The following is a 24149-nucleotide window of genomic DNA, read 5'->3' as shown; positions in this document are numbered from 1 at the left end:
ATGTAGACACCACCTGACCAGTACAAATGACGCTTTACGTCACATGACGTCATGTGACGTACGCTCACATCATGGCGACATGGGTAGCGCTGAGCAGGGACAAGTACCGCACCACGCACAACGGCGAGACCTGGTACCTCACGGCCACGCCGAACGCTGACAAGCCCTGGCTGCTGCACACCGAGCAGCGGGACCGGACTCAGGAGATCGGCGCGCCCGAACCGCTCGCGGCACGGCACGCAGCCGACGTCTGGCTTGAGCTCGGCGAATACTTCACCGATCGGGGCTCCCCCGGCGACGCCAGGTAGCCCTCTCCCTCTACTCGGGTAGACCCCCGCGACATGGGCCGTGACCAGCGCGGTAGTGGGGTAGACACCCGGCAAGGGGGGACGTGACACGGCCAATTCCCGGGCCGGACGCAGAATGCTTCCGCTGACGGACGCTGAGCGCCAGACGTCCCATCCACCGGGCGAGTTGAGATAGACGCTCTGCGGCCATCTCAGAGCGCCCCCACTGCCCCCCCCCCTGTTCCAGCCGTCCTCCGGCCACTGGCCGACCGGCGTTCGCCCGGGTGGCGGGGGCGCGTGGCATCGTGACGAACTTGACGAACTTACGAACTTTGCCTTTGACCTGCGGTTTTGCCCGGGGCAAAGTTCGTAGCTGACGAACTTTGGTCCGTGAGCCCCCTCCGTCATGTCGTTGACCTGCGGTTTTGTCGGGAGAGCAAAGTTCGTCTGGCCGGAGCACAGCGGCGGCACCCCGTACGCTGCTGGTCATGGCTCAGCCTGACGACCTGGAAGCACGCGTAGCCGCACTGGAGACCCAAATTCGGGACCTGGCCGACCGCGTACGCCACAGCGAGCAGGACGCGGCAGCCGCCCGCGTGCTCGCAGGCGGAGCGGACCGCGACGTGGCCGAGATTCGCGAGGAGATCCGGGACTTTCGCCAGGCGACCACGTCCAGCTTCAACGCCATGCGCGAAGACCTGACCGACCTCCGCCAGCGGATCGACAACGGCCTTGCCGACGTGCGCAGCGAGATGCACCAAGGATTCGACCAGGTCGATCGCGGCTTCACCGAGATGCGCGGCAAACTGGACGCTACCGCCGCCGGACAACAGCAGATTGTGAACCTGCTGAATACGATCATCAGCCAGGGCGAACAGCCGGACGGCCAGTAAGCCTCTCACCTACTGGCGAGTGAGCAGCGTTTCGAGCGTCTCGGCTGGCGTGGCACACCGAAAGCCTGTGTCGTCGTCACACATGCTCTCGGCTGCGTCGTTGAAGGAAGACGGCGTAGCACGATTGAATGGACTGGTCCAAGCGCCGCCTTTGAGCTCACGTCGCCCCGGCCGGGACTCGGTAGAACACCACTCCCAGACATTCCCGCACATGTCGTACACACCGTATGGGCTTACGCCGCTCTGATAGCGATCACCCGGGGTGGTACTGCCGACGCCGTTCTCACGTACATTGCACTTTGCCGGAGTTGGCTGGTCGCCCCATGGGTACACCGCTCCCCGAGTTCCACGGGCGGCTTTTTCCCACTGCTGACTGCTGGGAAGGTCCTTACCGGCCCAGGCCGCGTACGCCGCCGCGTCGGTCCAGGTGACAAACACAACCGGATGGTCAGCAACGTCGTCGGCAAACAAGCCGTCATTCTTCCAATGCCGGGGTACTTCCCTGCCGGTTGCCGCAACGAACAGCGCGTATTCGGCATTGGTCACCGGGTGCACGTCTACGTAGAACGAAGGCAGCCACATGGGGTCATTGCTCGGGCCGGAAAGGAAAACGCTTCCATCCACCTTGACCATGGCGCGACCGTCTACCGGGTGGCGGACCTGACTGCCGCCTATTGGCTCCGTTGAAGCCGCAACATCATCGCCCTTGGGAACCAACGAATCGCCTGTGAGATAGGCGAAACGCGCCTTTGTGTCAGGGTCCGACCGCGTCAGGCACGTGTCCAACGCGGCCTGATTGACTGGCCGTGGCGTGATGTTCTCGCGTCCTGCCTCCCATTTCGAGATCATGCGTTCACTGACACCGAGGTGCGCGGCAAACTCGCGGATGCTCATCCGCTTTGCATCGCGCAGTGCCCGCACCTCGACACCAGACCAGCGTTGAACTGTCGTCACGTCGCTGCTCTCCCCTTGTGATCTTCCTGAGGGCGAGCGTAGCTGGATCTTGACGGCCGTCACAGGAGTTCGGCAGGAATGTCCGCGTACAGCTCGCGCAACTCGCGCACCACCTTGTGATCACTGGGCCACTGGTGTCCGTCCACGGCGATGACCGACCTGACTCCCGTCGCCGCGTTCGTCGCGAACGCCGCGTCCATATCGCCCAGGTCGGCGGGAGTCAGTGGCTCGGTAACCACCTGCTCATCCAGTGCCTGGTGAAGCAGCGTCATCGTGATGCCAGCAAGGTACTCCGCCCGGGGCCATACGATCTGTCCATCTCGGACAAACCCGATGTTCGAGGTAGCGACCTCGCTGATTGTCCCGTCCGGGTTCAGGAACAGCACGTCGTCGAAGCCGTCTCGCTGGGCAACCCGGCGGAGCCTGAGCGCGCCAAACAACCCGATGTGCTTTACCGCCGGAATTTCCCGGCGGTAGGAGACGGCCTGTAGGCGCCATGGTTTGGGTTCCCCCTGCGGCGGGGCGGACCGCGTGGTGACGAGAACCTTTGGTGCGGCGTCGGTGCCGATCGTGCCCAGGTCAAGCGCCGGGTCGTAGACGGTTACTCGCACAACGACCGGTTGAGTGCCGTCGTCGACAAGGGCTTGCCGGATGTAGTGCCGCACCTGGTCGACGTCCAGCTCTGCGTTGAAAATCTGCCGAGAGTCTCGGGCCAACCGTTCCATGTGGAGGGACAAACCCCGGACACGTTTCCCCTCCACAAGCATCGACGTGAAATGCCCGAAGTTGGTCAGCGCTAGGGCCTTGATCTGCTCAAGCGTGGCAGGCTCGCCGTTAAGTTCCATGCCCCCAGCTTCGCACTCATTAGGGATTCGCTGAACCTTGGCAGGCCCTAAGTTCAGTGAAAGTTCAGTGGTGTTGTTCAGCACAAGTTCAGGGCCTTGGTTCAGGGAAAGTTCAGCGGCGAGGGACGCAAAGGGCAGTTCTCACCGGCGGCGATAAGCCGCAATCTAGATACATGAGCAACACCGGGAACTTGGGAAGCCACAGCGGCGAATCTGCCGTCCAAAGTGGTCACTCCCCTGGTGAGTCAACCCTCCGAGACGATTGGGAGACGCTTCTCAAGCGCAGCAAGCCGATCGCTGATCTCGGTCAGCAGTCGCAACGCTTCCTTGAGGTCCGTCGCCCGGACCGTGACGAGCTGGTCTGCCGTGGCGTCAATCTGGTCCGGGTCCAGGTCGGGATGGACGAACGAACCAGTGCCGTGACGTGTCGAGATCAGCCCTTCCTGTTGCAGGGCACTGTAAGCGCGCTTGATCGTGCCTACGGCCACGCCCCACTCCCCTGCGGCGGCGTCATAGGTAGGGAGCTTGTCGCCAGGTGCGTACACACCGTTTGCAATCTCCCGGCGAAGCCCGTCGGTGACCTGCACGTACGGCGGGATCGTGCTACTCGGGTCCAGTTTCGGCATGAACGCCAGCCTACGGCAGAGTCAGTCAAGAAACTCGCTCAGACAAGTCTGCTGACTCTCTTGTCTCTCTCGGCTAGCGTTGCTCATGTCGCCGAGATCGCAGATCTCACACAGACAGCAGAAAGCCCCGACCGGTGTTCCAGCACCAGCCGGGGCGCACATCGAAACCTTGGAGCGGTGAACGATGCAGTTCGAGGATAACCGGGTGTACCGGGTCAAGGCAGTGGCTGAAGCCCTGGACGTTTCCCCGGCCACGATTTACCGGGCGATCGAGTCCGGCGCGATGGACGCGTACAAGATCGGCACCGGCAAGGGCACGCTGCGTATCCCGGGCCGGTCGGTCAACGTCTACCTGAACGAATGCGGTGAGGCCGCCTACCAGGCGTATGTGGTCAGCGGCCAGTCGCCCGCAGCCGACGACACCGACAACGTGAACAACACCGCGGCGGGGGTGGCCTGAGATGACTACATACACCGCAACCGCACCGGCCGAGATCAGCTACCGCGTGGACTGCGAACGTCGCTACCCGGGCCGGGGCTCCACGTGGGTGACGTTCCGTGCCGCTGACGGCACCCGGGTCACGCTGGGCGCGTCCGCGTTGAAGATGGCACTGCACCTGTCCGGCGTGGACCTGCACCGGCAGATGACCCTTGCCGAGATCGCCTGGGCGTGCGTCGCGGGTGTTCGGTTGGGTGGCGGACCGGCCCAGGTCGAGAACCTGGACGCCCGTGCCCGGCAGATCGCGCTGAACAACGTGGCCAACGGCACCGACTACACCAAGGACCCGGAGTACCGGCGGCTGTTGCCGACCGGCAAGCGCTACGACCTGTTGTTCAACCTGGTCCATCACCGGCTGCTCTGGCAGATCCCGGACGGACGGGACATCGTGGTCGGCGCCGGACCGGACGCCCTGGCCGGGGCGGAGGTGGCCTGAGATGACCAGCACCCTTACCACCCGAATCGGCTACGCACCGGCCTGCCAGCCCGGCACGGTGAAGGTGTTCCGGCCGGCCGATCGCGCCGAGATGGACCAGGCCGCGCAGGCGATCCAGGCCGGGGACCTGGCCCAGTGGACCATTCTCACGGTGGTCAGCCCGGCCCAGGCGGCCATGGCACTGAACCTGTCCCCGGTGCCGCTGGACGACCAGATGGACGTGGACGACATCGCCGCCGCCGTCTTGGCCGCTTACGACCGGACCGGCAGTGCCGAGATCGAACATGCCGCGTGGCTGGACCAGCACGCAGCCCGTGCGACCGAGCGACGCGCAGCCGCGCGGCTGTGGCCGACTCCGGCCCGGCGGCGGCAGTGCCGGTTGCTGGCGGCGCGGCTCGAACTGGCCGCCCGTAGCGCAGTGGCGGAGGTGGCGTGATGGCGTTGCGTCGCTTCGAGTTGGCGCCGTTGGTGGCCGCGCTGTACGCCAGCCCGTACACGCCTGCCGACTTCGCGCAGCTGCGCGACCGGTGCGGCACGGACCTGCCCAGCGTGGCCGCTGACCTGACGGTCCTGTTGGTCACGGTGTACCGGGACTGCCCGGCATTGGCCACCGAACGCGCCACCCTGCACACCACCGACACGGCCGACACAAGCCGCGTGGACGCCTGCATCACCACGGCGGCCACCGTCATTGCCGCCGCGGACCGGGCGAACCGCACGGGCGTGCAGGACCAACCGGGTTCCTGAACCCCGCTCAGCAACCGGCCCGGCGGTTCCGACCCGCCGACGCTCCCGGGCGTTTATGAACGTGCCCGCCGGGCCGGTCTCCCATCTCACACCACGCCCCGTTCACGAACCTGGGTTTCCGCTGTTCCCGGGCCGTTCCCAGCGTTCCCGTGAACCCGGGTCTACACCCCGCTTGTAGTGCCGATTCGGCACCCACGAACCCACCTGTCGAACCCGTCGAAAGGGTCTGCTGTGCCTGCCATGAACACCCTCATCAACCCGCCCGCCGGGCCGAGTCTGGACCTGGCGACCGTGGTCACGGTGCTGTACGTCAGCCCGTTCACGCCTGCTGACTGGGACCGTGTCGGACCCGCCCGGCTGGCGGCGTTCGTGACCGCCACCGTCGCCGACCCCAGGTGCCGGGTGCCCGAACTGGTCGCCCTGCTCACTGCCGCCTGCGCCGTCGGCAACCTGCCGCCCGTGGCGAGGGCGCACCTGGCCGCCGCACAGCGGCACGCGCCGCGCGTGCTGGCCGCGCTCACCAACTGACACCACTGGCAAGGGAAGAGGCACGCCGTGACTCACGCCAACACCACCCCGCCGAACCTGCTCGGTTCCGGCCCGACCGGTACCCGGCGGCTGTACCCGGTCCGGGTACCGGAGCCTGCGGACGCGGATGTCCTGGCGACCCGGGCAGACGACCTGGTAGCCCGTGCCCGGTTGTGGCTGCCCCCGGCGGACCCGGCGGTGTTCGACTGCTACCTCGGACGGCTGGCCGCCCAGCTGGACCCGGGCACCGAAGCGGACCCGATCGGCGTCATGGTCTCGCTACTGGCCGCCGCCGGGGTGCACCTCGGGCCAGGGCCACACCTGCAAATCGGCTACGAACGCCACCCGTTGCTGGTCTGGCCGATCCTGATCGGCCAGACCGCACGTGGCAAGAAGGGCACCGCGCATAACGCGGCGATCGAACTGCTTACCCACGCGGACAACGAATTCGTAGCGTCAAACGTCCAATCGGGATTGTCCAGCGGGGAGGGTTTGGCGGCCGTGTTCGCCACCGATCCGGACAGCGGGAAGTCGGGCCGGGCGCGGTTGTTGCCGGACGGGGACTGCCGACTGCTCGCGTACGAGCCGGAATGGGCGTCGGTGATGGCCCGGATGAAGCGGGAGGGCAACACGCTCTCCGCGACGCTGCGTGCCGCGTGGGAGGGCGGGAACCTGTCCACGTTGAACGTGGACGCCCGGGTCGCCCGGCGGGCGCACGTCGGCATCCTGGCGCACATCACGCCCAAGGAGTTCAAGGCCAAGGTATCCGCGTCCGACATGGCCGGGGGCACCTACAACCGGTTCCTTCCAATCGCGGTCGCACAGTCCAAACTCCTTTACACCCCAACGGTTGCCGACCCTGCCCTGTTGGTAGATCTCGGCGCATCCCTGGCCGACCGGCTACGACACGGCGCCCGGTTCGGCCCGGTCGGGTTGAGCCACGCCGGAACCGCGCAATGGCGCCATATCTACCTCGAATTCGCCGACCACCCCGAGGAGGAAGATAGCCAGATCACCGAATTCATCTCCCGGGCGGCGCCGCAATGCCTGCGCATCGCGGCCATCTACGCCGCGCTAGACCGCACGGACCAGATCGGCCCGGATCACCTCACGGCCGCCGCCGCGCTGGTTCGCTACGCCATTGCGTCCGCTACGGCCGTGATCCGCCCGAACGCGGCACTGCGCAGCCTGTTCGCCTACATCGCGGACGCCGGGCCAGAGGGACGGACCAAAAAGGACATCACAGCCGGGCATTTCCGGGGCAACGCCAAGCGAAACGGGATCGACCCGGACGCGTTGCTGGACGAACTCGTCACAGCCGGGCGGATCACACGCGACGAACGCCCCCGACCCGGCGGCGGCAGGTCAACCGAGGTCTACACCGCCGCCGGGCTGACCTGACGAACTTACGAACTTTGCCCGCGACCAGGGCGAACACCCGGACCAAAGTTCGTTACCTACGAACTTTGCCGCCACAAAACCGCAGGTCAGAGCAAAGTTCGTAGTTCGTCAGCCACACAGGAGACAGACCGATGCTCAACCCGATCCACACCCCAAAGTTCGTCGGTGACGAACTTTGCTCTCCCGACACAACCGCAGGTCAACGACATGACGGAGGTGGCTCACGGACCAAAGTTCGTCACCGACGAACTTTGGTCCCGGCAAAACCGCAGGTCAACGACAAAGTTCGTAAGTTCGTCAAGTTCGTCACGATGCCACGCGCCCTAGCCACCCGGACGAACGCCGGTCGGCCAGTGGCCGGTAGCGGCTGGCGCGCTACCGGTAGCGGCTGCGCTACCCGTGCCGCTACCCCGGCTACCGGCCCTGAGCAGGCCGTATATCCGCAGGTAGCGGGTAGCGCCTCCACTCGCACCCCGGCCGACACGCGCCCAGGAGGCCATCCACGCTCACCGCCCGCGCTACCGCCACCGACCAGGCGCTACCCCGTCCGGGGGTCGCCGACCAGCCACCCGGCACGCAGCCAGGCAGACGAGATGCCCCCGCGCCGGGAGGGGGCATCTCATCCCCGCAGCTGCGGGACAACGGGGGTCTAGGTCTAGACCCTCTGCCCTCTAGACCTAGAGGCGCCTCTAGAGCCCTGCACCCCGGATGACCAGGGCACTAGGGCCTAGACCCGCCGCCCCCTCCGGCTACAGCCCTCCCGGTTGTGGCTGTAGCCGGAGGGGGAGAGCCAACACCACCACGGATACCCCTGCCCTTTTCCAGCCCCGCAAGGGGACGTGACACACGGAGACAGTCAGATGAACCGCACCGACACCGGCCCGGCCAACGGCGCCACCCGGCTTCTGCTGGACGTTCCAGCCGCCGCCCGGCAACTCAGCATCAGCCGGACCACGATGTACGCCCTGCTGAAGTCGGGCGAGATCGAGTCAGTGAAGATCGGCACGCTCCGGCGCGTGCCCCTCGCGGCACTGGCCGCCTACACCGCCCGCAAAGCGTCCGAACAGCGGGCAGCCGCGTGACCACCTGGGTTAGGTCGGGGCGTCCTGTCGCACGCCTGCTCTCAGGGCCGTTTTCCTGCCCCATTGGCGACCGACCTAACCCACCTAACTCCCTAACTTCTCCCAGGTCAACGGCCCAACAGACGGGCTAACCCGGCGAGTTAGAAACCTAACCCCGTCACCCGGATCTAACCCGGGAGCTAACCCAATCGGAGATCATCAGCATGGGACGCAAGAAACGCCCCGAGGGCACACGCGCGCCAAACGGCGCCTCCTCCATCTATCTCGGCAAGGACGGCAAGTGGCACGGCCGCGTCACGATGGGCGTCCGGGACGACGGCAAGCCCGACCGGCGACACGTCCAGCGCGCGACCGAAGCCGAAGTCATCAAGGCCGTTCGCAAGCTCGAACAGGAACGCGACAGTGGCACGGCCCGAAAGCCCGGCCGGACACAGAAGGTCGAACAGTGGCTGCTGCATTGGCTGGAGAACATCGCCCGGCCGTCCGTGAAGTACAAGGCGTACCGGGCCTACAGCACAGCGGTTCACCGACACCTGATTCCAGGCGTGGGCAGCCACCGGTTGGACACGATCGAGCCGGAACACTTCGAAAAGCTGTACGCGCGGATTCTCGAAGGCCGGAAGCTCAAGCCAGCCACAGCTCACCAGGTACACCGGACGGCACGGACAGCCTTCGGTGAGGCAGTGCGCCGGGGCCATATCAACCGCAATCCGGTCGCCCTGGCCAAAGCGCCCCGAGTCGAGGAAGAGGAAATCGAACCGTTCGACATTGAGGAAATCCAGCGGCTTATCAAGATGGCGCTTACGCGCCGAAACGGCGTGCGATTCGTACTCGCTCTGGCACTCGGCACGCGCCAAGGCGAAACCATCGGGCTGAAATGGTCACGTTTGGATAAGCGGACCAAGACGCTCACAATCACCCGTCAATTGCAGCGTCGAACATGGGAACACGGCTGCTCCGATCCGCACGAATGCGGCGCGAAATACCACAAGGTGAAGCCGTGCAAGAAATCCTGTAAGCGGCACACCCGCGCCTGTCCGCCGCCCTGTCCGCCGGACTGCACTAGCCATGCCCGCTGGTGTCCGAAACGACACGGGGGCGGCCTGGTGGAAGCCGACGTGAAGTCGAAGTCTGGGCGGCGAGTTATCGGCCTGCCGACTCAGCTCTACACGCTGCTGGAAGAGCACCGCGCCGCGCAAGATACCGAACGCGAGCACGCGGCGAACGAATGGCACGACGGCGGTTGGATGTTCGCCCAGCCAAACGGACGGCCGATCGATCCCCGGCAGGATCACGCCGAATGGCTCGAACTGCTGTCAGCCGCCGGGGTGCGCACGGCCCGGCTTCACGACGCGCGCCACACGGCGGCCACCGTGCTTCTGCTGCTGGGCGTCTCGGAGCGCGCCGCGATGGACGTGATGGGCTGGTCCCACAGCGCCATGGCCAAGCGGTACATGCACGTGACGGACGCTCTTCGGCGCAGCATCGCCGACCAGGTCGGCGGGTTGCTGTGGGGTACAACTGAGACAGGAAATGAGACGGGCGAGAATGACGAGTAGATCACTACGCCTATTTTCCCTGGTTAATCGGGGTGGCCAGGGACGGGGTCGAACCGTCGACCTTCCGCTTTTCAGGCGGACGCTCGTACCAACTGAGCTACCTGGCCGTGAAGGTCCGCTGCTTGAGCGGACCTTCGGTGGCGACCCAGACGGGACTCGAACCCGCGACCTTCGCCGTGACAGGGCGACGCGCTAACCAACTGCGCCACTGGGCCTTGCTTTTTCAAATATGTTACCGCGTGCTCCCAACGGGATTCGAACCCGCGCTGCCGCCTTGAAAGGGCGGAGTCCTAGGCCGCTAGACGATGGGAGCCAGTCCCTTTGGCTTGCCGCTGGGAGCAAGGAGAACTATAGGGCACGGCCCATGGCCGTACAAAACGGGTTACCCGAAAGACCACTACCTGCGAAAACCGTTGCGGAACCACTGGTTTTAGGGCCCATGGGCGCCCCTTTGAGCCCATGGGCCACTTTGGTGGCCCTCGTCACACCTCTGCGCGAGGTCGTCTGTTCACGCCCCCAGCTGGTCCCTATCGGCTGACTGGGGGCAGTCCGTCTTCACCCGGCACGAGGCCGAGCATGTCCAGGAGCAGTCGGCAGTCCTCGGCGTCCAACGCGCTTGCGGCTACGGCGAGCCGCGCTTTACGGATTTGCTCGTCGGTGACCCGCGAGGTTTCTCCGCCGCGCTGGGCCGGGACGCCGCCGGTGAGCCCGGCTCCGTTCCCGGTCATCGTGTCTTGCTGCATCAAGAAGTTCCGCACTTCGAGGGACCCGCTCATGACGCCTCCCCGGCTCGGCTGTGGCCGTGAGGTTATGGGACTAAAAGCCCTGCACACAGCCCCCCGCAGAGTGAACCGGGAACGACGGTGGGTAGTCATTTCCACACGTTTGACGCGTGCGGCGACGGGTAGTACGCGCCGTGTCGACGTCCGGGTAGAGCCATTCGGGTGAGTGCGGTGGACGATATTGTGTACACAAACCGCCGCGTTACCTCTACCCCCTACGGGTATCAACCCGTCGCGAAGGGACTTCGAGTTGCAGACCACCTACACCGTCACCGGCATGACATGCCAGCACTGCGTCGCATCCGTGACCGAAGAGCTGTCCGAGATCGCCGGTGTCACCGATGTTGCCGTCGATCTGGACACCGGCGCGGTCACCGTCACCAGTTCGACATCGTTGGACGACGTGGCCATCAAAGCCGCCGTTACCGAAGCCGGATACGACTTGGCCGGCTAGAACGTGTTCTAATCTTTTGTTGGGCGCAAGCGAATCTTGTTGCCTAGAACAACAGACAACACACTTCCCCAGCCGTTCACCAGGCAGGGAAACATCAAGTGAACAGTTCCCTGGAAAATTTGGGCGCAGACATCTCGCCTACGACAGGTGAGCGTGCAACAATCTAGGAGCTGACACACCCCCGGTCAGCGCCTGTGGAGATCCCCTCCGGCCCCCGCGTTCCTCCCCCTGGCGCGGGGGCCTCCACAGCTGTACTCGACTCCTCCGTCGTCTTCGCTGTGGCCCCCGCGGATTATTTTGGGGGGCCGAGCCCCCCAAACCCCCCACGGTTTGGCTTTCTTTCTTGCCAGCCTGGCTCTTTGAGGTGGGGTTAACGCAAACCTTTTGCAAGAAACGCTTTATTGCGAGAATTTGCGTTGTTGCTAGGTGTTACGCGCGGTGGTGAAGTTGTGGGTTCTGTTGTGTGTTCAAGTTTGAGTTGACCCTTCAATACCGTTATGGCGTGCGGTTTTTCGGGGCCGATGGTATGGACATCACCTTATCGGGTGATCACTGTGGGCGTTCACTTGGGGTGTCACCCATGTGAACGGCTCTGTGATGCCGCGCATGCTCCGTCGGGCACCGCAGCGGTTTACCTGGGGTTATGACGCTTGAGGCGGGGAATGGTTGCACTCAGTCGGTGTGTCGCGGGTCACATCAGCTAGGTTGGCGCAACCTAACCGTTATCGTGTCCGGGTGCCTTTGCCATCACTGGGACGCAGCCGCAGCAAGAGCGCCAACACCCGGCGCCCGGCAGTCGACCAGCTCGCCCCCGACACTGAGCTGGAAAGCTACCTGGCCGCCATCGCGCCCGAGGCCGACGTGGAAACCACCGCGACCGGCCGTCGCTTCGGCAATGCCGAGGTCTACCAGCTGCGCCTGTCCCTCATCGCGAATGAGCAGCTCCGTGAGCTGGCCGCGCACCGCCAGACCTCCCCGCACGCACTGGCCCAGGAGTGGGTCATGGAGCGGCTGTCGTGGGAAGCCCAGCAGTTGCCGCGTTACCCGCAGAGCTGAGACACACAACCCCGAGAGAACAACAAAGGGCCCTGGACGGAAAACCGTCCAGGGCCCTTCGCTGTCAGGTCAGATTGGCCGCACGTTCGTGGCCTGCGGGCCCTTGGTGCCCTGGCCGACCTCGAACTCGACGCGCTGGTTCTCCTCGAGCGTACGGAAACCCTTGCCCTGGATCTCCGAGTAATGCACGAAGACGTCCGCCTCACCGCTGTCGACCGCGATGAAGCCAAACCCCTTTTCCGAGTTGAACCACTTGACAGTGCCCTGAGCCATACATCTGCCTCCGTCGCCGGATCAGCTTGGGATTACACCGTGCAACCCCGGCCGTCCCGGGCGTCGCCCTTCGCTAACCGTCAGCGAGAAAGCAGCACGCCCGCGTTTTGTTCCGCGAGCGTGATGGAGCACGAACACAGAAACTTACGGCCTGCGCGAACGAGCCTATCGCCTGCAAAGTCGCTGCACTACTGCCATAAATCAGTATCCGCTGGGCCGTTCGTGTGATCCTCCGCCGTTACCGAACGTACCGATGTGCACGCTGCCTGCCACAATCTTTCGGCTGGTGACCTTCGCACCAATCCATCACCCACATGTGATGTGAGTCACAGTGACAAGTTGTCAACGTGGGTGCCCACAACGGCGTCGTGATGGGTGTGAGGGACGGGGGCAAGAAAATGACCAATCGACGCGGTTTCAAGCTGATCGCCAGCCTGGCGGTCGTTGCGGCGCTGGGGTTGACCGCGTGCAGCGGAGACGACAGCGGCTCGAATGCCGGACCGGCAACGGATACCGGTGTCGCGCCCGCTGCGGCCGCCACACCACCGACGGTGACGACGCAGCCGGCCAACGGCGCGACCGACGCCAGCCCGGGCACGGCCAACGGCATCAAGGCAGCGGTGGAAAACGGCACCATCAAAGACATACGGCTGACCAACCCGGACGGCAAGGAAGTCACGGGCGACTTCGCCGCGGACAAGAAGACCTGGACCGTCAACCAGGACCTCGGCTTCGGCAAGACCTACACCTGGTCGGGTACCGCGGTCGGTACCAACGGCCAGGAGACGCCGATCAACGGCTCGTTCACCACCGTGAAGCCGAAGCGGACCCAGTCGGTCAAGATCAACGTGGATGATCACAAGACCTACGGCATCGCCATGCCGACCAAGGTCTACTTCACGAACGCGGCAGGCGACGAAGTCGCGATCAAGGACAAGGCATCCGTGGAGAAGGCGCTGAAGATCGAGGCTTTGCCGCAGACCGAGGGGGCTTGGGCGTGGCTGAGCGACGGCGCTGTGCACTGGCGTCCCAAGGAGTACTGGAAGCCGAACACCCAGGTGAAGGTGCACGCAGATCTGTCCGGCGTGTCATTCGGTGACGGTGTCTACGGCAGCAACGACATTTCGGTGTCGTTCTCGATCGGCCGAGAGCAGACCGTCGAGGCCAACACCCAGACACACCGGTTGATCGTCCGGCAGAACGGTCGGGAGCTGCACAACTTCCCGGCCAGCTACGGCCTCGACTCCGACAAGCGGCGCGTGACACCGAGCGGCCCGCACGTCGTGATGTCCAAGCAAGAGCAGTACACGATGCGCAACGACACCTTCAACTACACCGCCGATGTGACTTGGGCGGTCCGGATCTCCAACAACGGCGAGTTCATCCACGCCTACGACAAGACGCGTGCCCAGCAAGGCAACACGAACGTCTCGCACGGCTGCGCCAACCTGACGACCGAGAACGCGCGGACCTACTTCCAGGGCGCGATGGTCGGCGACCCGGTCATCGTGACGGGCAGCTCGGTGCAGATGTCCGACACCTCGAAGGACTACTTCGACTGGGCGGTCACCTGGGACAAGTGGCTCACCAAGTCGGCGCTGCGCTGACGCTTGCCCCTGAGGATGGTGGCTGCCCAGCCGGGCAGCCACCATGACGAACGTGATCACCGCGATCAGCCATGGCATTCAGGGAAACGATGTTTGACGATCGTCGCGGCCCACTTCACCCATGCCACGCTTTCCTTCTCCGGCTTGGCCTTCTTGAGCAAGAGCGGTAGCACTGTCAGTGATACCAATGCACTCGTGGCTGTCACGATCATCCCGGCGACGCCGAGACTGCGCATGACCGGTGGCTGTGATCGAGGTCCGCGACACCGGGCCGGGGATTGCCGATGGGGATCGTGTTTTCGAGCGGTTCTACCGGGCCGCAGATTCACGGACCCACGGTGGCGCGGGCCTCGGACTGTCCATCATGGCTGCCGCGGTGCAGGCGCACCGCGACCAGGTGACGGTCAAGCTGCCCACGCCGATCACGTGAATATCGGCGTGAAAAGCCAGCGGGCGAAGCATGTTTCCTCGTCCGGTTCCGTCATCCACCGAACTTGCAACACGTAGTCGCCACGGGGCACGTCGAACCGCAGGCCACTTGGCGCGTTTGTGGCAGGCTCCCAGCTGGCAGGTGCCTTGCCGGGCTTGGCTTTGGGCCAGTCGCCGTCGCCACCGAGCACTGACGAGAAGAAGTACATGTCGCCGCTGGGCACCGGGACGATGTCGCCGACGTGGTCGCCGTCGGCCGGGTATTCCAGCGCTTTGCCCAACGCCCGGGAGTATGGTTCGCCGAGGGCCTGCACGATCGCGATGGTCTTGCGGTTCTTGAAGACTTCAAGCCAGCCTTCTTGTTTCACCGCGCCGTCGACCGCGACCACCGCGGCCATGCCGGTGCCGACTTCGGTCGCGGTCTCCGACCAGTGCAGATCCGCGAGAGCGTCGACCTGGTCCTGCTCGCCTTGCCAGGCGTACAGGAAGTATCTGTCCATGACCAAGAACTGCTCACCGTTGGTCCACACGCGACCTATATGTCTCCACATCAGGTAAGCGTCCTCGGGCGGATGGCGTTGGCGCGGTCGACCAACTCGTGCCGTTGCTCGGGTGTACCGGCCAGCCGCGCCAGAGCGCGGTAGCAGCGCTCCAGGCCAAAGCGTAGTTCACGCTCGGAAAGGTTGCAGCCCAAGACAGTTCCGGTCGCGTGACCACCACCCGGACGGCCCGCTTTCACCCACCCGTATGCCGCTTCGAGCACCTCGACCGACAACTGTGTGCGACGTTCGGCGTCCAACGCCAGTCGTTCGAGTCGGCGTGCCGCGTCGTACAAGTCGGGCTCGGCGAGCTTGGCGACTTCATGGGCGCGTGCCTTGATCTTGATCGCGGCAACCTGTGCCGTGACATAGTGGCTTGAGTTGTCCGGAACGGACTCGAGCACCTCGATCGCGCTCGCCCTGGCGCCTTGCGCGAGATACACGCGTACCAGGCCGAAGGCCGCACTGACATACGAGCGGTCCGTACGCCAAACCTGCTCGTAGAAGCGCGCGGCGCCGAAGTAGTCCCGCAGGTATTCGAGGCTGATTCCCAACGCCAGCTTCGGCGCGGCCTCACCTGGCAGGGCGTCGTACACGACGTCGAACGCGGCACGCGCCTCGTTCGGCCGCCTCATCGCGAGCTCAAGCAGGCCGCGATGCCAGTGCAGGCGCCAGTCGTGCGGGTCCGTCGCCAACCGTCGCGCCAGCTCCAACTCGCCGGAAGCGCGTGCGATGTCGCCGAGTTCGGTACGGGCGCGCAACATCCGCAACCGTACCTCGACCGAGTTCTGCGGCGCGTGGGCAAGCGCATCGGTCAGTTCGTTCAGGTCCGAAGAAACGGTCGCGGCGAGCACACCGGCCGCCGGGTCGTCCGTGTCCACTTGGGGCACCGGCAAGGCGCCGACCACTTCGGACGGATCCGGAACGGCAAGGGAGAGCCCACGTTCGGTCTGCACGGTCGCGCCGAATGTCCTCGGCTCCGGACCGAACACTGTGGACACGCCGGGACGCGGCCGGTTCGTGCCGAGCGCCATTACTTCACGCAGCACGCCGGTCAGCTGCTCGGCCATGTCCTCGGCCGTCGGGAACCGGCGGTCCGGGTCGGGATGCGTCGCCCGCTTGAGCACCCGGTAGAACGAGTCGAAGAGCTTGAACAGCGGCATCTCGTCGGGACCCGGCAACGCATGCTTGTACTTGCCGGTGTACCCGGCGAACTCGATCGACAGCACAGCCAGCGTTCGGCCGACGGTGTAAATGTCGGACGCCACCGACGCGCCACGTTCGGACAGCTCAGGCGCGCTGTAGCCGAGCGTGAAAAACAACGGGCTCTCGTAGTCGTCGTCGCGCCGGACCGCGCCGAGGTCGATCAGTTTGAGCGTCTCGTTGGTCTGGATCACGTTGTCCGGCTTGAGATCGCAGTACAGCAAGCCGATGCTGTGCAGGTAACCCATGGCGGGGAGGATCTCAAGGCCGTACGCGATCACCTGGCCGATCGGCAACGGCTCGGCGCGGCCGAGCGTCCGATGGTGCTCCAGCGCGATCTGCCGCAACGACTGGCCGCCGATGTACTCCATCACGATGTACCCGACCGAAGTGCCGGTCGTCGGATCCGGCGCCTGCACGAAGTTGTAGATCTTGAGGATGTTCGCGTGCTCGACCTGCGCCAGGAACCGCTGCTCGGCGACGGCCGCGGCAACCGCGGTCGGGTCACCAGTGTCGATGAGGCCCTTGAGCACGACCCAGCGGTCGCTGACATTGCGGTCCTTGGCCAAGTAAATCCAGCCGAGACCGCCGTACGCCAGGCAGCCGAGCACCTCGTACTGTCCACCGAGGACATCGCCGTACTTCAGGCGAGGCTTGAAGGAGAACCGCACGCCACAGTTCGGGCACTCGCCTTCCGCAGCTCCCGGTTCGCCACCGACTCCACGGCCGACGGCAGTGCTGCAGTTGCCGCAGAACCTTTTGTTCTCGGCGACGACAGGGTCGGTCATGACCGCCGACGTGGGGTCGCGGTAGGGCACGGGTGGAACGTCGACCAGTCCCGCACCGAGGCCGCGGCCTCGGGCGACTCGGGAACTTGTCCGCCTCGAACCCGTGCCGCGGCCAGGTCCTGGGAACGGGACCGAGTCGCTGCGTGGCTGGGAATCCTGCGAGGGTGGCGATTCTTCGACTACTGGTTTCGGCGGGACGATGCTCTGGGTGGGTTCCGCTGTTGCCAGGACGCTTGTCGGCTGTGGCACATCGGCGAGGGGGGACTGCGGTTGCTGCGGCTGGATCTGGGCCCATTGACCTTGGGGCGGCGTGACCGGCTTGATGATCACGGTTTCGTGGTCAGGCTTGGGTTGTGACTGAGGCACTTGCTGTGACTGAGTTCCTGGCCGCGGCGGCTGTGGTGGCGACGGGAACTGCTGCGACGGCTGCGGCCCTGGTGGTGGCGTGGGCTGCTGAGGTGGCTGTTGGTGAGCCTGTGGTGATGGCAGCTGCTGCGATGGCTGAGGCCCCGGCGGCGCGGGCTGCTGTTGTGCGGGGTGCTGCTGCGGGAAGGGATGCGATGGCGGGTGCGAGTGCGCCGCTGGCGGCTGCGTTCCCCATGTGGTGTTCGAGGCCTGCGGTTGCTGCGGCTGTGCTGATTGCGCCCGCAACGTTGCATCGGGAGCGTGCTGCTGCGGTTTTGGCGGCGAGGGCTGCGAGCCACTCAGCACATCCGGGTGCTTGAACCATCCCGTCCCGGCTTCGTCCTCACTCCGCGCAGCCTGCTGCTCCCGCACCTCCGGTGGCAGCCATGCGTAATGGTCCGGCGCCCCGCACTCGGTGCACTTGCCGAACGCCGTCTCGCCGCCACATCCCGGTCGCTGACACTTGGCCATCGTGCTTCCCCTTGTCAGTCCCGGTATTTCGGCGCAGGCGGGGTCGCGGACTCGCCGAGCCGCTCAGCCACCCACCGGTTGTAGCTCTGCTGCCAAGACCCGTCGCTGCGGCTGCGCTCCAGCACAGCGTTGACGAACTTGACCATGTCGGTGTTCGCCTTGGGGATGCCGATGCCGTACGGCTCCTCGGTCAGCTTCGGCCCGACGATCTTCACGGCCGGGTCCTGCGCGACCATCCCGACCAGGATCGGTTCGTCCGTCGACATCGCGGCGACCTGGCCCTGCTGCAACAACACCAGGCAGTCCGACCAGTTGATCACGGTCCACGGGATCGGTTTGGCCGGATGTTTGATGATCTGCGCGAGCGATGTGGAGCCCGCGTTCGCGCACACCTTCTTGCCCGCGAGGTCGTTCATGCTGTTGACCGCCGCGGCTTTGGGCACGAGCACCCGTTGGCCGGTCAGGTAGTACACGGTCGAGAACGCGACTTTCTGCAGTCGCTCGCAGTTGATCGTATACGTCCGGACGACGATGTCGACCTCGCCCGACTCCAGCACCTTCTCCCGGTCACGCGAGCTGATCACCTTGAACTGGATCTTGCTGTCGTCGTTGAAGATGGCCTTGGCCACCTGCTTGGCCATGTCGATGTCGAAGCCTTCAAGGGCGTTCGTCGCCGGATTGCGGAAGCCAAACAGATAGGTGTTCTGGTCGACACCCGCGATCAACCGGCCGCGCGCCTTGATCTTGGCCATCGTCGAATCGGCGCCGATGCCCAGACCGGCCGGACGCAGGCTCGCTGTTGGATCGCCGCAGTCAGGCGTCTGCGTGCTACCAGCATTGGCTTGCCCTGGACCAGATCCTTCCGGTTCCGGGCGGTCGGCGGACGTCACAACGGCGAGGTCGACGGGCCGCCCCGGCCCGCCGCACGCGGTCAGCGCCAATGCCGCCGCCAGCAGCAGTGCGACTCGTTTCATCACCGGTACTCCCGCAGCCGTTGCCGAATCCCCACCAAGGCGCCGCCCGCGCCGATCAACGCGAGCACCGCGACGCCGGGCACGAGCCCGATCAACGCGTTCTCGGCCGAGGACGTCGCCTCGACGAACTTCTCCCTGCCTTTCTGAATAGCACCGGAGAGGTTCTCGTCCAACTTGTTGAAGGCGACGGCAGCGCTGTTGTCCTTGTTGCCGATGGCCATGTCGACGGCCTTGTCGTACTGGCCGCCGTCGTCCAGCTCGCGCAGCTGGCGGTGCGCCTCCTGCCAGGCCTGCACGTTGTCGATGGCGCCACGGACCTGGCCGCTGATTGCCGAGTCGGTTGCCGCCTCACGCGCCTTGACCAGTAGGTCCGCGTCGGCGTTGCCCTTGCCGGAGATCGTCGGTGCGAGCTCCTGCCATTCCTTCTCGTACATCGCGCCGTCGCCGCGGGCGACCAGCGTAAGGGTCTCGTCGGCACGGCACTTCAACGCCACGATCCTGGCCTGCACCAACACATCCACCTGCTGCGAACCGTCGTCACGCGCGCTGCCGACAGCCGCCGCGGACACCCAACCAGCGGCAACGCCCCAGATCAACCCAATGCCGACGGCGATCGTGGAGACCAAGAGCCCGACGTTGATGAGCCGGTTGGTCTTGCGCGTGAGATGTACTTGGGTCGCGATCAACGCGCCAAGCAGGATGAGCGTGAGCGCGACGGTCAGCCACGGGAAGCTCGTCGCGTCGTCCTGTTCGTCGGTCAACCTGCCGACGTCGATCCGGTAAAGCTCCTGCGCGGCAGGCAGAAGCTTGGTCCGCATCAGCGTCGACGCTTCACGCAGGTACGCCGCGCCGACCGGCAGACCGAACCGGTTGTTCGTGCGTGCCGTTTCGACGAGGCCCGCGTAGACCGGCAACTGCTGACCGAGCGTGTCGACCTGTTTCTCGGCTTCCGGAATCCCGCCGATGTCAGACGCTGCCTTGGCCAACGCGGCGCCCGCCTGCGCCATGTCGACCTCGTAGCGTTCCCTTAGCGCGGCCGGTTCAAGGCCGCCGGAGAGGAACGCGCTTGACGCGGTCGCGTCGGCGTCCGACAGCGACCGGTAGATCTGTTGTGCCGCAGCGGCAAGCGGTTCACGGTGGTCAGCGAGGTTGCTGATGGTGTTCTGTTTCGTCTGCAGCGCCAAGGCCGCGACAAAACCCGTCAGCACACTCAGCACCACGAGCGCGCTCGCGATGATCCCCAACCGACCTGGCGTGGTCCGCGCGGAGCGAGCCATCCGTCGCACGGAGTCACCCCGTTGCGTCGGTGGCGCACTGACCGGAGCTCCCATGGTCACAGAGTCAACACCACACCCGTCGGGCTACGTGCAAATACCGGCATGGAGTAACCGCCCTGTGATCCGTCACGACGCGTAATCCCCCATGTGGGACATTCAATCGCCTGATTGCCCGATGGTCTCGACCATAGGGGCTCTGCTTTGGTTGCTCGTTGGAATTTTCGCCGCACCCAAGGACGGCAAGGACAATGGAACGGATCGCCACCTTCTGCGGGCAGTGCAACTGCGGCTGCCCGGAACTGTGGATCGACGCCGACGCGACGGACGAGCAGCGCGTCGTGATCACCGACGACTTCGGGCAGCGCATCCAGATGAGCCTCGCACAGCTGCACGTGCTGGTCAGCGACGTGAAAGATGGCGCACTGGACGCACTGCTGGCGACAACGACCTCCTCGTAGCACGGGGGCGTGGCCGGCCCGATCTGGATCCGGTGGCTGCTCACCGCCGCGCTACTGGCAACCGCCGGCTTCTACATACGCCGCCTGGCCACAGCCGGGCGGCAACCCGCCTATCCCGACCGTGACCGCGCGGCCGACGTCGCCCACATAGTCATGGCCACAGGGATGGCGGTGATGTCGTCACCCATCGGCGGGCCCCTGTCACCCGCCAGCTGGCTGACGCTGTTCTGCGTGCTCACCGCGGCGGCCGCGGTGCGCGGCCACCTGGATCTGGCAGTGGCAAGCGCCGCGATGGCGTACATGCTGGCTGCGGGTACTCACGACGCCCACCACATGTCCGGACCGTGGGTGATCCACCAGCCCGGCCTGGCCCTGCCGTATGTCGCCTGGGGCCTCGCCGGGTACTTCCTGGCCTACGCGGTGTGGTGTGCGACACGCCTTTCGTGCGTGCCGCGCGTGGTCATGGCGCTGGGGATGAGCTACATGCTGGTCACGGCTGTATGAGGCCTCCTCGATACTCGGTCGCGCGACTAGGTAGGCTATGTGTGGCTAGGGCCTCTAGCTCAATTGGCAGAGCAGCGGACTTTTAATCCGCGGGTTCGGGGTTCGATCCCCCGGGGGCCCACTCGCTCAGGGCGACCCTGCTCGGTTGCTTCGCAACCTCGCCGGGTCGCTCGTCATAATTTTGGGGGGACGCCCCCCCAAACCCCCCGATGCCCGGCCACCGTGGACGGTGGCCAGTTGGCTCCCGTCGATCGGGTCTGGGCGGTTGCGCCGGGTTCGCCCGTTGGTTGCCGCTTTTCCGTCAGCAGGTCCCGAGCTTGATCGAGGAAATCACGTCATTCGGGTTGCGACCTTCAGGGGTATTCCATCCTGGGTTGGCGAGGTTTTCGACAAAGTCTCCCGGTGTGACTGTCCACCGCCCACCGATGGACTTGTTGAAGTCGTAGCCGTCAAAAAGGCACCAGGTGCCACCCGACACGTGTAGACTGCTGATCTTGTTGTCCATGTCCTCCCACAACAAGACCGCCAACAAGCCCGGTGAGCTGCGGGTTCTACCGGCCCACCAGCCACCTGTGGCTCCGTCGTTACTTGGGCGGACGAGTGGTCAGTCCATCCAGAGAACAACCAAGATGTCGACGCGGCGGTGGTCATCCAGGATGAGATACACGATGTCTCGCTGACCAACCGGGCCAAACGACAGTGCCCGCATTGGGCTGTCTGGCTTGTGCTGGAAGTCGCCCCGTTCCACGGGGCGACTTCCAGCGTCGTGCGTGCCTCGGCGAAGGGCGCTAGCGCCTTGGCGGGCAGTGCGTCGATTTGCTGTTGTGACTGATCGTCGGACGTGACTGTGTACAAAGGATTACAAGCCCAGTCGAGCCTTGGTCTGCAGTAGCGGCTCGTCGGCCGGGATGTCCTCGCCAGTCAGCTTGGCGGCGGCGCGGCGGTACATCGCTCGGTGCGCCTCGGCACCGTTCACAGCGGTCAGCCGCGCGACCCGACGCCATGACTCCAGCGTCTCCAGCACTTCAGAGAGGTCCAGCGTCTCGGTAGCCCTGGCCATCACGTGGCGCCACTGCCGCTCGAACTCGGCGGCTTCTTCTGGGATCAGCACAGTGCGAATCTCCGCCGCGGTGGCGTCGGAGAACAACGGCCCGTGGCGGTCGTGCCGTGGCCCGGGAGTCGCTGCGGCAGTCACAGCCAACATGGTAGCTGCCAGCGTGGATAAACGCGGAACCCCGACGTTCGCCCGTGCTTATATGGGTGCGCCCGGGGTCGTTGGACTTTTATTCCGCGGGTTCGGGGTTCGATCCCCCGGGGGCCCACCGAACGCCGAGGTCAGACGGCCAAGGCAGTTTTTTGATCGCGTCTACCTTCCGCTTACTCACCTGATTCGATGACTCCGGTGCTCTGGCACGCCGCCAGCCTCCACTGGCCCTCTTCCTTGGACATCACGAACAGCGGCGTGCCTTCACCCTCGTCTTCGGACGGTTGGCCGTTGGTGCTCGTGTACACCTGACGGACCCTCACCGCCGCCACGTCAGGCCGGATGAACAGCACATGGGCGACTTCGAGCGAGATCGCCAGGCCGCAGGTAACACCTGCCGGGTGAAGGCCGCGATCTCGTCACGGCCGAACAAGCGCTTGCCCCCACCCGTTGTCCAGATCGCGTCGGCTCTGAACAAACCGATGAACTCCTCGGGGATCTCGTTCTGCTGAGCGCAGTGTCCGCAAGGGTCTCACGGTGATGTGAGCGGTTCATTGTCGTAAGCCTGGTGCAGCAGTCGCAAGAACGAGTCAGACACGGGCAACGAGACATCGCCGATCCGGTTGACCACGACACCCGGCGTCCACGAGTTCATCACCACCGCTCCATCCAAAGTGGACACATCGGTGACCGCCTGAACACGTTGCGGCACACCGAGGCGCTCAAGCTGCCTGCGCACGATCTTCATCGTGATCCCAACGAGAATGTCGGCCTCGGGCCACACGACCGCGCTGCCGTCCCAGAAAGCCAGGTTCCAGATCGTCGCTTCGCTGAGTCTGCCGTGCCGATCGACGAACGCGGCATCGTCGAAACCCTGCTTGACGGCCTCGCGCATGTACAGCGTCTTGGACACCTCGCCGACGTGTTTCACCGCCGGGAGCGCCCTTTCATGCTCGACCGTGGTCAACGCCAACGGCCCCTTCGGCCCAGCGGACGGCGGTCCGGTCCGCACCAACATCTCAAGCTCACGATCAACCGCGGTGAACTCGCCGACCGACTGGAACACGAACGCTGACAGGGACGCATCGGCCGCGTCGATCGCGGCCCGCAGGTTGGCCAGCACCACCTCGTCGGGCAAAGCCTTGCCGTACATGACATGTGACGAGTCCCGCAGGCGTTCCAGGTGCAGGTCCAGGCCACGGATCTGGCCGCCACGCACCTGCATGGCCGAGAAGTGGGCGTATCCAGCGAATGCGAGTGGTGCCAGGTCGTCGGAAGTGGCGGGGTGGCCATTGCGTTGAACGGTCATAAATCGACCGTAGCCACACGACCCGCCTTGGCGCCGCGCGCAAACGATCACGCGCGGCGCATGTCACGTCAGTTGTTGCGGTTGACGGCGATGACAGGGATCAACCGCTCGGTCTTGCGCTCGTAGTCCGCGAAGCCGGGCGCACGCTCGACCATGCGGGCGAACAAGGCGTCCCGCTCGGTTCGGTCGGTGACAACTTGCGCCTTGGCCTCGTACTTGTCCGCGCCGACCTCAATGGTGACGACCGGGTTGGCCTTGATGTTGTGGTACCAGGCCGGGTTCCGGTCGGCGCCTCCGTTGGACGCGATGATCACGATGCGGTCGCCGTCCGGCAGGTACACCAGCGGGCTGCTCACTGTCCTGCCGGTCTTGGCTCCCGTCGTGGTCAGGATGAGCATGGCCGAGCCTTCGAACATGCCGCCGACTTTGCCTTCGTTCGCCCGGAACTCCTCGATGATCTGGGTGTTGAAGTCAGACATCGGTAATGCCCCCATTCATTTCACTAACCTTCTCAATCGAGAACATCTTAACTAATCCGTTTTGTTCCCTCCGACGGCCC

At 65.1% G+C, this 24149-nt stretch carries 32 protein-coding genes and 4 tRNA genes; 18 read left to right on the top strand and 18 right to left on the bottom strand.

Going from position 1 to position 24149, the window contains the following annotated elements; all coding sequences use genetic code 11:
* Positions 1 to 71 precede the first annotated feature (71 nt).
* Positions 72 to 308, top strand: coding sequence for a hypothetical protein (locus LWC34_RS22020; RefSeq protein WP_233727060.1), 237 nt, complete (start codon positions 72 to 74; stop codon positions 306 to 308).
* A gap of 467 nt (positions 309 to 775) precedes the next feature.
* The gene (locus LWC34_RS22015; protein WP_233727059.1) at positions 776 to 1180 is read left to right on the top strand and encodes a permease; all 405 of its coding nucleotides are present in this window, start codon (positions 776 to 778) and stop codon (positions 1178 to 1180) included.
* A gap of 9 nt (positions 1181 to 1189) precedes the next feature.
* On the opposite strand, the gene LWC34_RS22010 is transcribed toward LWC34_RS22015, so the two are convergent.
* The 3 genes from LWC34_RS22010 to LWC34_RS22000 all read right to left on the bottom strand — a co-directional run bounded on the left by LWC34_RS22010 (position 1190) and on the right by LWC34_RS22000 (position 3605).
* Entirely contained in the window at positions 1190 to 2134 is a 945-nt protein-coding gene (locus LWC34_RS22010; protein ID WP_233727058.1) for an SUMF1/EgtB/PvdO family nonheme iron enzyme, read from the bottom strand.
* A gap of 59 nt (positions 2135 to 2193) precedes the next feature.
* Positions 2194 to 2979, bottom strand: a complete 786-nt coding sequence (locus LWC34_RS22005; protein ID WP_233727057.1) for an aminotransferase class IV family protein — start codon at positions 2977 to 2979, stop codon at positions 2194 to 2196.
* Between the two features lie 245 nt (positions 2980 to 3224).
* Positions 3225 to 3605 (bottom strand): GntR family transcriptional regulator, encoded by a 381-nt coding sequence (locus LWC34_RS22000; RefSeq protein ID WP_233727056.1) that lies wholly within the window; start codon positions 3603 to 3605, stop codon positions 3225 to 3227.
* A 184-nt stretch (positions 3606 to 3789) separates the two neighbouring features.
* Here LWC34_RS22000 and LWC34_RS21995 point away from each other — a divergent pair, with 184 nt between their 5' ends.
* The 8 genes from LWC34_RS21995 (at position 3790) to LWC34_RS21960 (ending at position 9857) form a co-directional block, all read left to right on the top strand.
* A complete protein-coding gene (locus LWC34_RS21995; protein ID WP_233727055.1) occupies positions 3790 to 4065 on the top strand; it encodes a helix-turn-helix domain-containing protein in 276 nt (91 codons plus the stop codon).
* A 1-nt stretch (position 4066) separates the two neighbouring features.
* Positions 4067 to 4540 (top strand): hypothetical protein, encoded by a 474-nt coding sequence (locus LWC34_RS21990; RefSeq protein WP_233727054.1) that lies wholly within the window; start codon positions 4067 to 4069, stop codon positions 4538 to 4540.
* A 1-nt stretch (position 4541) separates the two neighbouring features.
* Complete coding sequence (locus LWC34_RS21985) at positions 4542 to 4976, top strand: hypothetical protein (protein WP_233727053.1); 435 nt, start codon at positions 4542 to 4544, stop codon at positions 4974 to 4976.
* Positions 4976 to 5287, top strand: coding sequence for a hypothetical protein (locus tag LWC34_RS21980; RefSeq protein ID WP_233727052.1), 312 nt, complete (start codon positions 4976 to 4978; stop codon positions 5285 to 5287). The genes LWC34_RS21985 and LWC34_RS21980 overlap by 1 nt, the downstream gene beginning before the upstream one ends.
* Positions 5288 to 5527: 240 nt before the next feature.
* Positions 5528 to 5815, top strand: a complete 288-nt coding sequence (locus LWC34_RS21975) for a hypothetical protein (protein WP_233727051.1) — start codon at positions 5528 to 5530, stop codon at positions 5813 to 5815.
* 27 nt (positions 5816 to 5842) lie between these two features.
* Positions 5843 to 7216, top strand: a complete 1374-nt coding sequence (locus LWC34_RS21970) for a DUF3987 domain-containing protein (protein ID WP_233727050.1) — start codon at positions 5843 to 5845, stop codon at positions 7214 to 7216.
* Positions 7217 to 8076: 860 nt separating this feature from the next.
* A complete protein-coding gene (locus tag LWC34_RS21965) occupies positions 8077 to 8298 on the top strand; it encodes a helix-turn-helix domain-containing protein (protein WP_233727049.1) in 222 nt (73 codons plus the stop codon).
* 203 nt (positions 8299 to 8501) lie between these two features.
* Positions 8502 to 9857, top strand: coding sequence for a tyrosine-type recombinase/integrase (locus LWC34_RS21960; RefSeq protein WP_233727048.1), 1356 nt, complete (start codon positions 8502 to 8504; stop codon positions 9855 to 9857).
* A 33-nt stretch (positions 9858 to 9890) separates the two neighbouring features.
* On the opposite strand, the gene LWC34_RS21955 is transcribed toward LWC34_RS21960, so the two are convergent.
* The 4 genes from LWC34_RS21955 to LWC34_RS21940 form a co-directional block, all read right to left on the bottom strand.
* Positions 9891 to 9964: transfer RNA gene (locus LWC34_RS21955), tRNA-Phe, on the bottom strand.
* 31 nt (positions 9965 to 9995) lie between these two features.
* Positions 9996 to 10072: transfer RNA gene (locus LWC34_RS21950), tRNA-Asp, on the bottom strand.
* 25 nt (positions 10073 to 10097) lie between these two features.
* A tRNA-Glu gene (locus tag LWC34_RS21945) sits at positions 10098 to 10170 on the bottom strand.
* Positions 10171 to 10384: 214 nt separating this feature from the next.
* Positions 10385 to 10633, bottom strand: coding sequence for a hypothetical protein (locus LWC34_RS21940; RefSeq protein ID WP_233727047.1), 249 nt, complete (start codon positions 10631 to 10633; stop codon positions 10385 to 10387).
* 256 nt (positions 10634 to 10889) lie between these two features.
* Between LWC34_RS21940 and LWC34_RS21935 the strand changes: the two genes are divergently transcribed.
* Positions 10890 to 11093 (top strand): heavy-metal-associated domain-containing protein, encoded by a 204-nt coding sequence (locus LWC34_RS21935; RefSeq protein WP_284051635.1) that lies wholly within the window; start codon positions 10890 to 10892, stop codon positions 11091 to 11093.
* Between the two features lie 735 nt (positions 11094 to 11828).
* Positions 11829 to 12149, top strand: coding sequence for a hypothetical protein (locus LWC34_RS21930; protein ID WP_308200125.1), 321 nt, complete (start codon positions 11829 to 11831; stop codon positions 12147 to 12149).
* 69 nt (positions 12150 to 12218) lie between these two features.
* Here the strand turns inward: LWC34_RS21930 and LWC34_RS21925 are convergent, their stop codons facing one another.
* The gene (locus LWC34_RS21925; protein ID WP_037265614.1) at positions 12219 to 12422 is read right to left on the bottom strand and encodes a cold-shock protein; all 204 of its coding nucleotides are present in this window, start codon (positions 12420 to 12422) and stop codon (positions 12219 to 12221) included.
* A 398-nt stretch (positions 12423 to 12820) separates the two neighbouring features.
* On the opposite strand from LWC34_RS21925, the gene LWC34_RS21920 reads away from it, so the two are divergent.
* On the top strand, positions 12821 to 14029 hold the full coding sequence (locus tag LWC34_RS21920) for a L,D-transpeptidase (RefSeq protein ID WP_233727045.1): 1209 nt from the start codon (positions 12821 to 12823) through the stop codon (positions 14027 to 14029).
* A gap of 65 nt (positions 14030 to 14094) precedes the next feature.
* On the opposite strand, the gene LWC34_RS21915 is transcribed toward LWC34_RS21920, so the two are convergent.
* On the bottom strand, positions 14095 to 14265 hold the full coding sequence (locus LWC34_RS21915) for a hypothetical protein (protein ID WP_233727044.1): 171 nt from the start codon (positions 14263 to 14265) through the stop codon (positions 14095 to 14097).
* A 5-nt stretch (positions 14266 to 14270) separates the two neighbouring features.
* On the opposite strand from LWC34_RS21915, the gene LWC34_RS57040 reads away from it, so the two are divergent.
* Positions 14271 to 14459 carry an ATP-binding protein gene (locus LWC34_RS57040; protein ID WP_372496565.1) on the top strand — a complete coding sequence of 63 codons (189 nt, stop codon included), beginning with the start codon at positions 14271 to 14273 and terminating at the stop codon, positions 14457 to 14459.
* On the opposite strand, the gene LWC34_RS21905 is transcribed toward LWC34_RS57040, so the two are convergent.
* The 4 genes from LWC34_RS21905 to LWC34_RS21890 are packed head-to-tail and all read right to left on the bottom strand — an operon-like array spanning position 14452 to position 20115.
* A complete protein-coding gene (locus LWC34_RS21905) occupies positions 14452 to 14958 on the bottom strand; it encodes a hypothetical protein (protein ID WP_233727043.1) in 507 nt (168 codons plus the stop codon). The two genes, LWC34_RS57040 and LWC34_RS21905, sit on opposite strands and share 8 nt — an antisense overlap.
* 50 nt (positions 14959 to 15008) lie before the next feature.
* Entirely contained in the window at positions 15009 to 17864 is a 2856-nt protein-coding gene (locus LWC34_RS21900; RefSeq protein ID WP_308200124.1) for a serine/threonine-protein kinase, read from the bottom strand.
* 14 nt (positions 17865 to 17878) lie between these two features.
* Positions 17879 to 18838: a glutamate ABC transporter substrate-binding protein gene (locus tag LWC34_RS21895; RefSeq protein WP_233727042.1), complete on the bottom strand. Its 960-nt coding sequence runs from the start codon at positions 18836 to 18838 to the stop codon at positions 17879 to 17881.
* Positions 18838 to 20115, bottom strand: coding sequence for a GlnX family signal transduction membrane protein (locus LWC34_RS21890; protein WP_233728810.1), 1278 nt, complete (start codon positions 20113 to 20115; stop codon positions 18838 to 18840). The genes LWC34_RS21895 and LWC34_RS21890 overlap by 1 nt, the downstream gene beginning before the upstream one ends.
* Before the next feature lie 248 nt (positions 20116 to 20363).
* On the opposite strand from LWC34_RS21890, the gene LWC34_RS21885 reads away from it, so the two are divergent.
* The 3 genes from LWC34_RS21885 to LWC34_RS21875 all read left to right on the top strand — a co-directional run bounded on the left by LWC34_RS21885 (position 20364) and on the right by LWC34_RS21875 (position 21198).
* Positions 20364 to 20573 carry a hypothetical protein gene (locus LWC34_RS21885; RefSeq protein ID WP_233727041.1) on the top strand — a complete coding sequence of 70 codons (210 nt, stop codon included), beginning with the start codon at positions 20364 to 20366 and terminating at the stop codon, positions 20571 to 20573.
* 9 nt (positions 20574 to 20582) lie between these two features.
* Positions 20583 to 21077: a DUF5134 domain-containing protein gene (locus tag LWC34_RS21880; protein WP_233727040.1), complete on the top strand. Its 495-nt coding sequence runs from the start codon at positions 20583 to 20585 to the stop codon at positions 21075 to 21077.
* Between the two features lie 48 nt (positions 21078 to 21125).
* Positions 21126 to 21198, top strand: a tRNA-Lys gene (locus tag LWC34_RS21875).
* 180 nt (positions 21199 to 21378) lie between these two features.
* On the opposite strand, the gene LWC34_RS21870 is transcribed toward LWC34_RS21875, so the two are convergent.
* The 3 genes from LWC34_RS21870 to LWC34_RS21860 form a co-directional block, all read right to left on the bottom strand.
* Positions 21379 to 21582, bottom strand: coding sequence for a beta/gamma crystallin family protein (locus LWC34_RS21870; protein ID WP_233727039.1), 204 nt, complete (start codon positions 21580 to 21582; stop codon positions 21379 to 21381).
* Positions 21583 to 21936: 354 nt separating this feature from the next.
* Positions 21937 to 22272, bottom strand: coding sequence for a DUF6247 family protein (locus LWC34_RS21865; RefSeq protein ID WP_233727038.1), 336 nt, complete (start codon positions 22270 to 22272; stop codon positions 21937 to 21939).
* Positions 22273 to 22454: 182 nt separating this feature from the next.
* Complete coding sequence (locus LWC34_RS21860) at positions 22455 to 22604, bottom strand: nuclear transport factor 2 family protein (RefSeq protein ID WP_233727037.1); 150 nt, start codon at positions 22602 to 22604, stop codon at positions 22455 to 22457.
* A 30-nt stretch (positions 22605 to 22634) separates the two neighbouring features.
* Here LWC34_RS21860 and LWC34_RS21855 point away from each other — a divergent pair, with 30 nt between their 5' ends.
* Positions 22635 to 22793 (top strand): hypothetical protein, encoded by a 159-nt coding sequence (locus tag LWC34_RS21855; RefSeq protein ID WP_233727036.1) that lies wholly within the window; start codon positions 22635 to 22637, stop codon positions 22791 to 22793.
* A 20-nt stretch (positions 22794 to 22813) separates the two neighbouring features.
* Here LWC34_RS21855 and LWC34_RS21850 read toward each other — a convergent pair whose 3' ends face one another.
* Together LWC34_RS21850 and LWC34_RS21845 are read right to left on the bottom strand one after the other, a co-directional pair.
* Positions 22814 to 23590 (bottom strand): aminotransferase class IV family protein, encoded by a 777-nt coding sequence (locus LWC34_RS21850; protein WP_233727035.1) that lies wholly within the window; start codon positions 23588 to 23590, stop codon positions 22814 to 22816.
* A 68-nt stretch (positions 23591 to 23658) separates the two neighbouring features.
* Positions 23659 to 24069: a nitroreductase family deazaflavin-dependent oxidoreductase gene (locus LWC34_RS21845; RefSeq protein WP_233727034.1), complete on the bottom strand. Its 411-nt coding sequence runs from the start codon at positions 24067 to 24069 to the stop codon at positions 23659 to 23661.
* Positions 24070 to 24149 lie beyond the last annotated feature (80 nt).

Source organism: Kibdelosporangium philippinense (assembly GCF_021390435.2).
GTDB lineage: Bacteria > Actinomycetota > Actinomycetes > Mycobacteriales > Pseudonocardiaceae > Kibdelosporangium > Kibdelosporangium philippinense.
The sequence above is the reverse complement of the archived record's forward strand: the minus strand, read 5'-3'. Positions and strand labels throughout refer to the sequence as shown.

Excerpts from the sequence above, each read along its gene's own strand:
- LWC34_RS22020 (WP_233727060.1), top strand. The coding sequence starts at position 72 with ATGGCGACATGGGTAGCGCTGAGCAGGGACAAGTACCGCACCACGCAC.
- LWC34_RS22015 (WP_233727059.1), top strand. The coding sequence starts at position 776 with ATGGCTCAGCCTGACGACCTGGAAGCACGCGTAGCCGCACTGGAGACC.
- LWC34_RS22005 (WP_233727057.1), bottom strand. The coding sequence starts at position 2,979 with ATGGAACTTAACGGCGAGCCTGCCACGCTTGAGCAGATCAAGGCCCTA.
- LWC34_RS22000 (WP_233727056.1), bottom strand. The coding sequence starts at position 3,605 with ATGCCGAAACTGGACCCGAGTAGCACGATCCCGCCGTACGTGCAGGTC.
- LWC34_RS21995 (WP_233727055.1), top strand. The coding sequence starts at position 3,790 with ATGCAGTTCGAGGATAACCGGGTGTACCGGGTCAAGGCAGTGGCTGAA.
- LWC34_RS21990 (WP_233727054.1), top strand. The coding sequence starts at position 4,067 with ATGACTACATACACCGCAACCGCACCGGCCGAGATCAGCTACCGCGTG.
- LWC34_RS21985 (WP_233727053.1), top strand. The coding sequence starts at position 4,542 with ATGACCAGCACCCTTACCACCCGAATCGGCTACGCACCGGCCTGCCAG.
- LWC34_RS21980 (WP_233727052.1), top strand. The coding sequence starts at position 4,976 with ATGGCGTTGCGTCGCTTCGAGTTGGCGCCGTTGGTGGCCGCGCTGTAC.
- LWC34_RS21975 (WP_233727051.1), top strand. The coding sequence starts at position 5,528 with ATGAACACCCTCATCAACCCGCCCGCCGGGCCGAGTCTGGACCTGGCG.
- LWC34_RS21965 (WP_233727049.1), top strand. The coding sequence starts at position 8,077 with ATGAACCGCACCGACACCGGCCCGGCCAACGGCGCCACCCGGCTTCTG.
- LWC34_RS21960 (WP_233727048.1), top strand. The coding sequence starts at position 8,502 with ATGGGACGCAAGAAACGCCCCGAGGGCACACGCGCGCCAAACGGCGCC.
- LWC34_RS21940 (WP_233727047.1), bottom strand. The coding sequence starts at position 10,633 with ATGAGCGGGTCCCTCGAAGTGCGGAACTTCTTGATGCAGCAAGACACG.
- LWC34_RS21925 (WP_037265614.1), bottom strand. The coding sequence starts at position 12,422 with ATGGCTCAGGGCACTGTCAAGTGGTTCAACTCGGAAAAGGGGTTTGGC.
- LWC34_RS21920 (WP_233727045.1), top strand. The coding sequence starts at position 12,821 with ATGACCAATCGACGCGGTTTCAAGCTGATCGCCAGCCTGGCGGTCGTT.
- LWC34_RS21915 (WP_233727044.1), bottom strand. The coding sequence starts at position 14,265 with ATGCGCAGTCTCGGCGTCGCCGGGATGATCGTGACAGCCACGAGTGCA.
- LWC34_RS21905 (WP_233727043.1), bottom strand. The coding sequence starts at position 14,958 with ATGGACAGATACTTCCTGTACGCCTGGCAAGGCGAGCAGGACCAGGTC.
- LWC34_RS21900 (WP_308200124.1), bottom strand. The coding sequence starts at position 17,864 with ATGGCCAAGTGTCAGCGACCGGGATGTGGCGGCGAGACGGCGTTCGGC.
- LWC34_RS21895 (WP_233727042.1), bottom strand. The coding sequence starts at position 18,838 with ATGAAACGAGTCGCACTGCTGCTGGCGGCGGCATTGGCGCTGACCGCG.
- LWC34_RS21890 (WP_233728810.1), bottom strand. The coding sequence starts at position 20,115 with ATGGCTCGCTCCGCGCGGACCACGCCAGGTCGGTTGGGGATCATCGCG.
- LWC34_RS21885 (WP_233727041.1), top strand. The coding sequence starts at position 20,364 with ATGGAACGGATCGCCACCTTCTGCGGGCAGTGCAACTGCGGCTGCCCG.
- LWC34_RS21870 (WP_233727039.1), bottom strand. The coding sequence starts at position 21,582 with ATGGACAACAAGATCAGCAGTCTACACGTGTCGGGTGGCACCTGGTGC.
- LWC34_RS21855 (WP_233727036.1), top strand. The coding sequence starts at position 22,635 with ATGGGCGACTTCGAGCGAGATCGCCAGGCCGCAGGTAACACCTGCCGG.
- LWC34_RS21850 (WP_233727035.1), bottom strand. The coding sequence starts at position 23,590 with ATGACCGTTCAACGCAATGGCCACCCCGCCACTTCCGACGACCTGGCA.
- LWC34_RS21845 (WP_233727034.1), bottom strand. The coding sequence starts at position 24,069 with ATGTCTGACTTCAACACCCAGATCATCGAGGAGTTCCGGGCGAACGAA.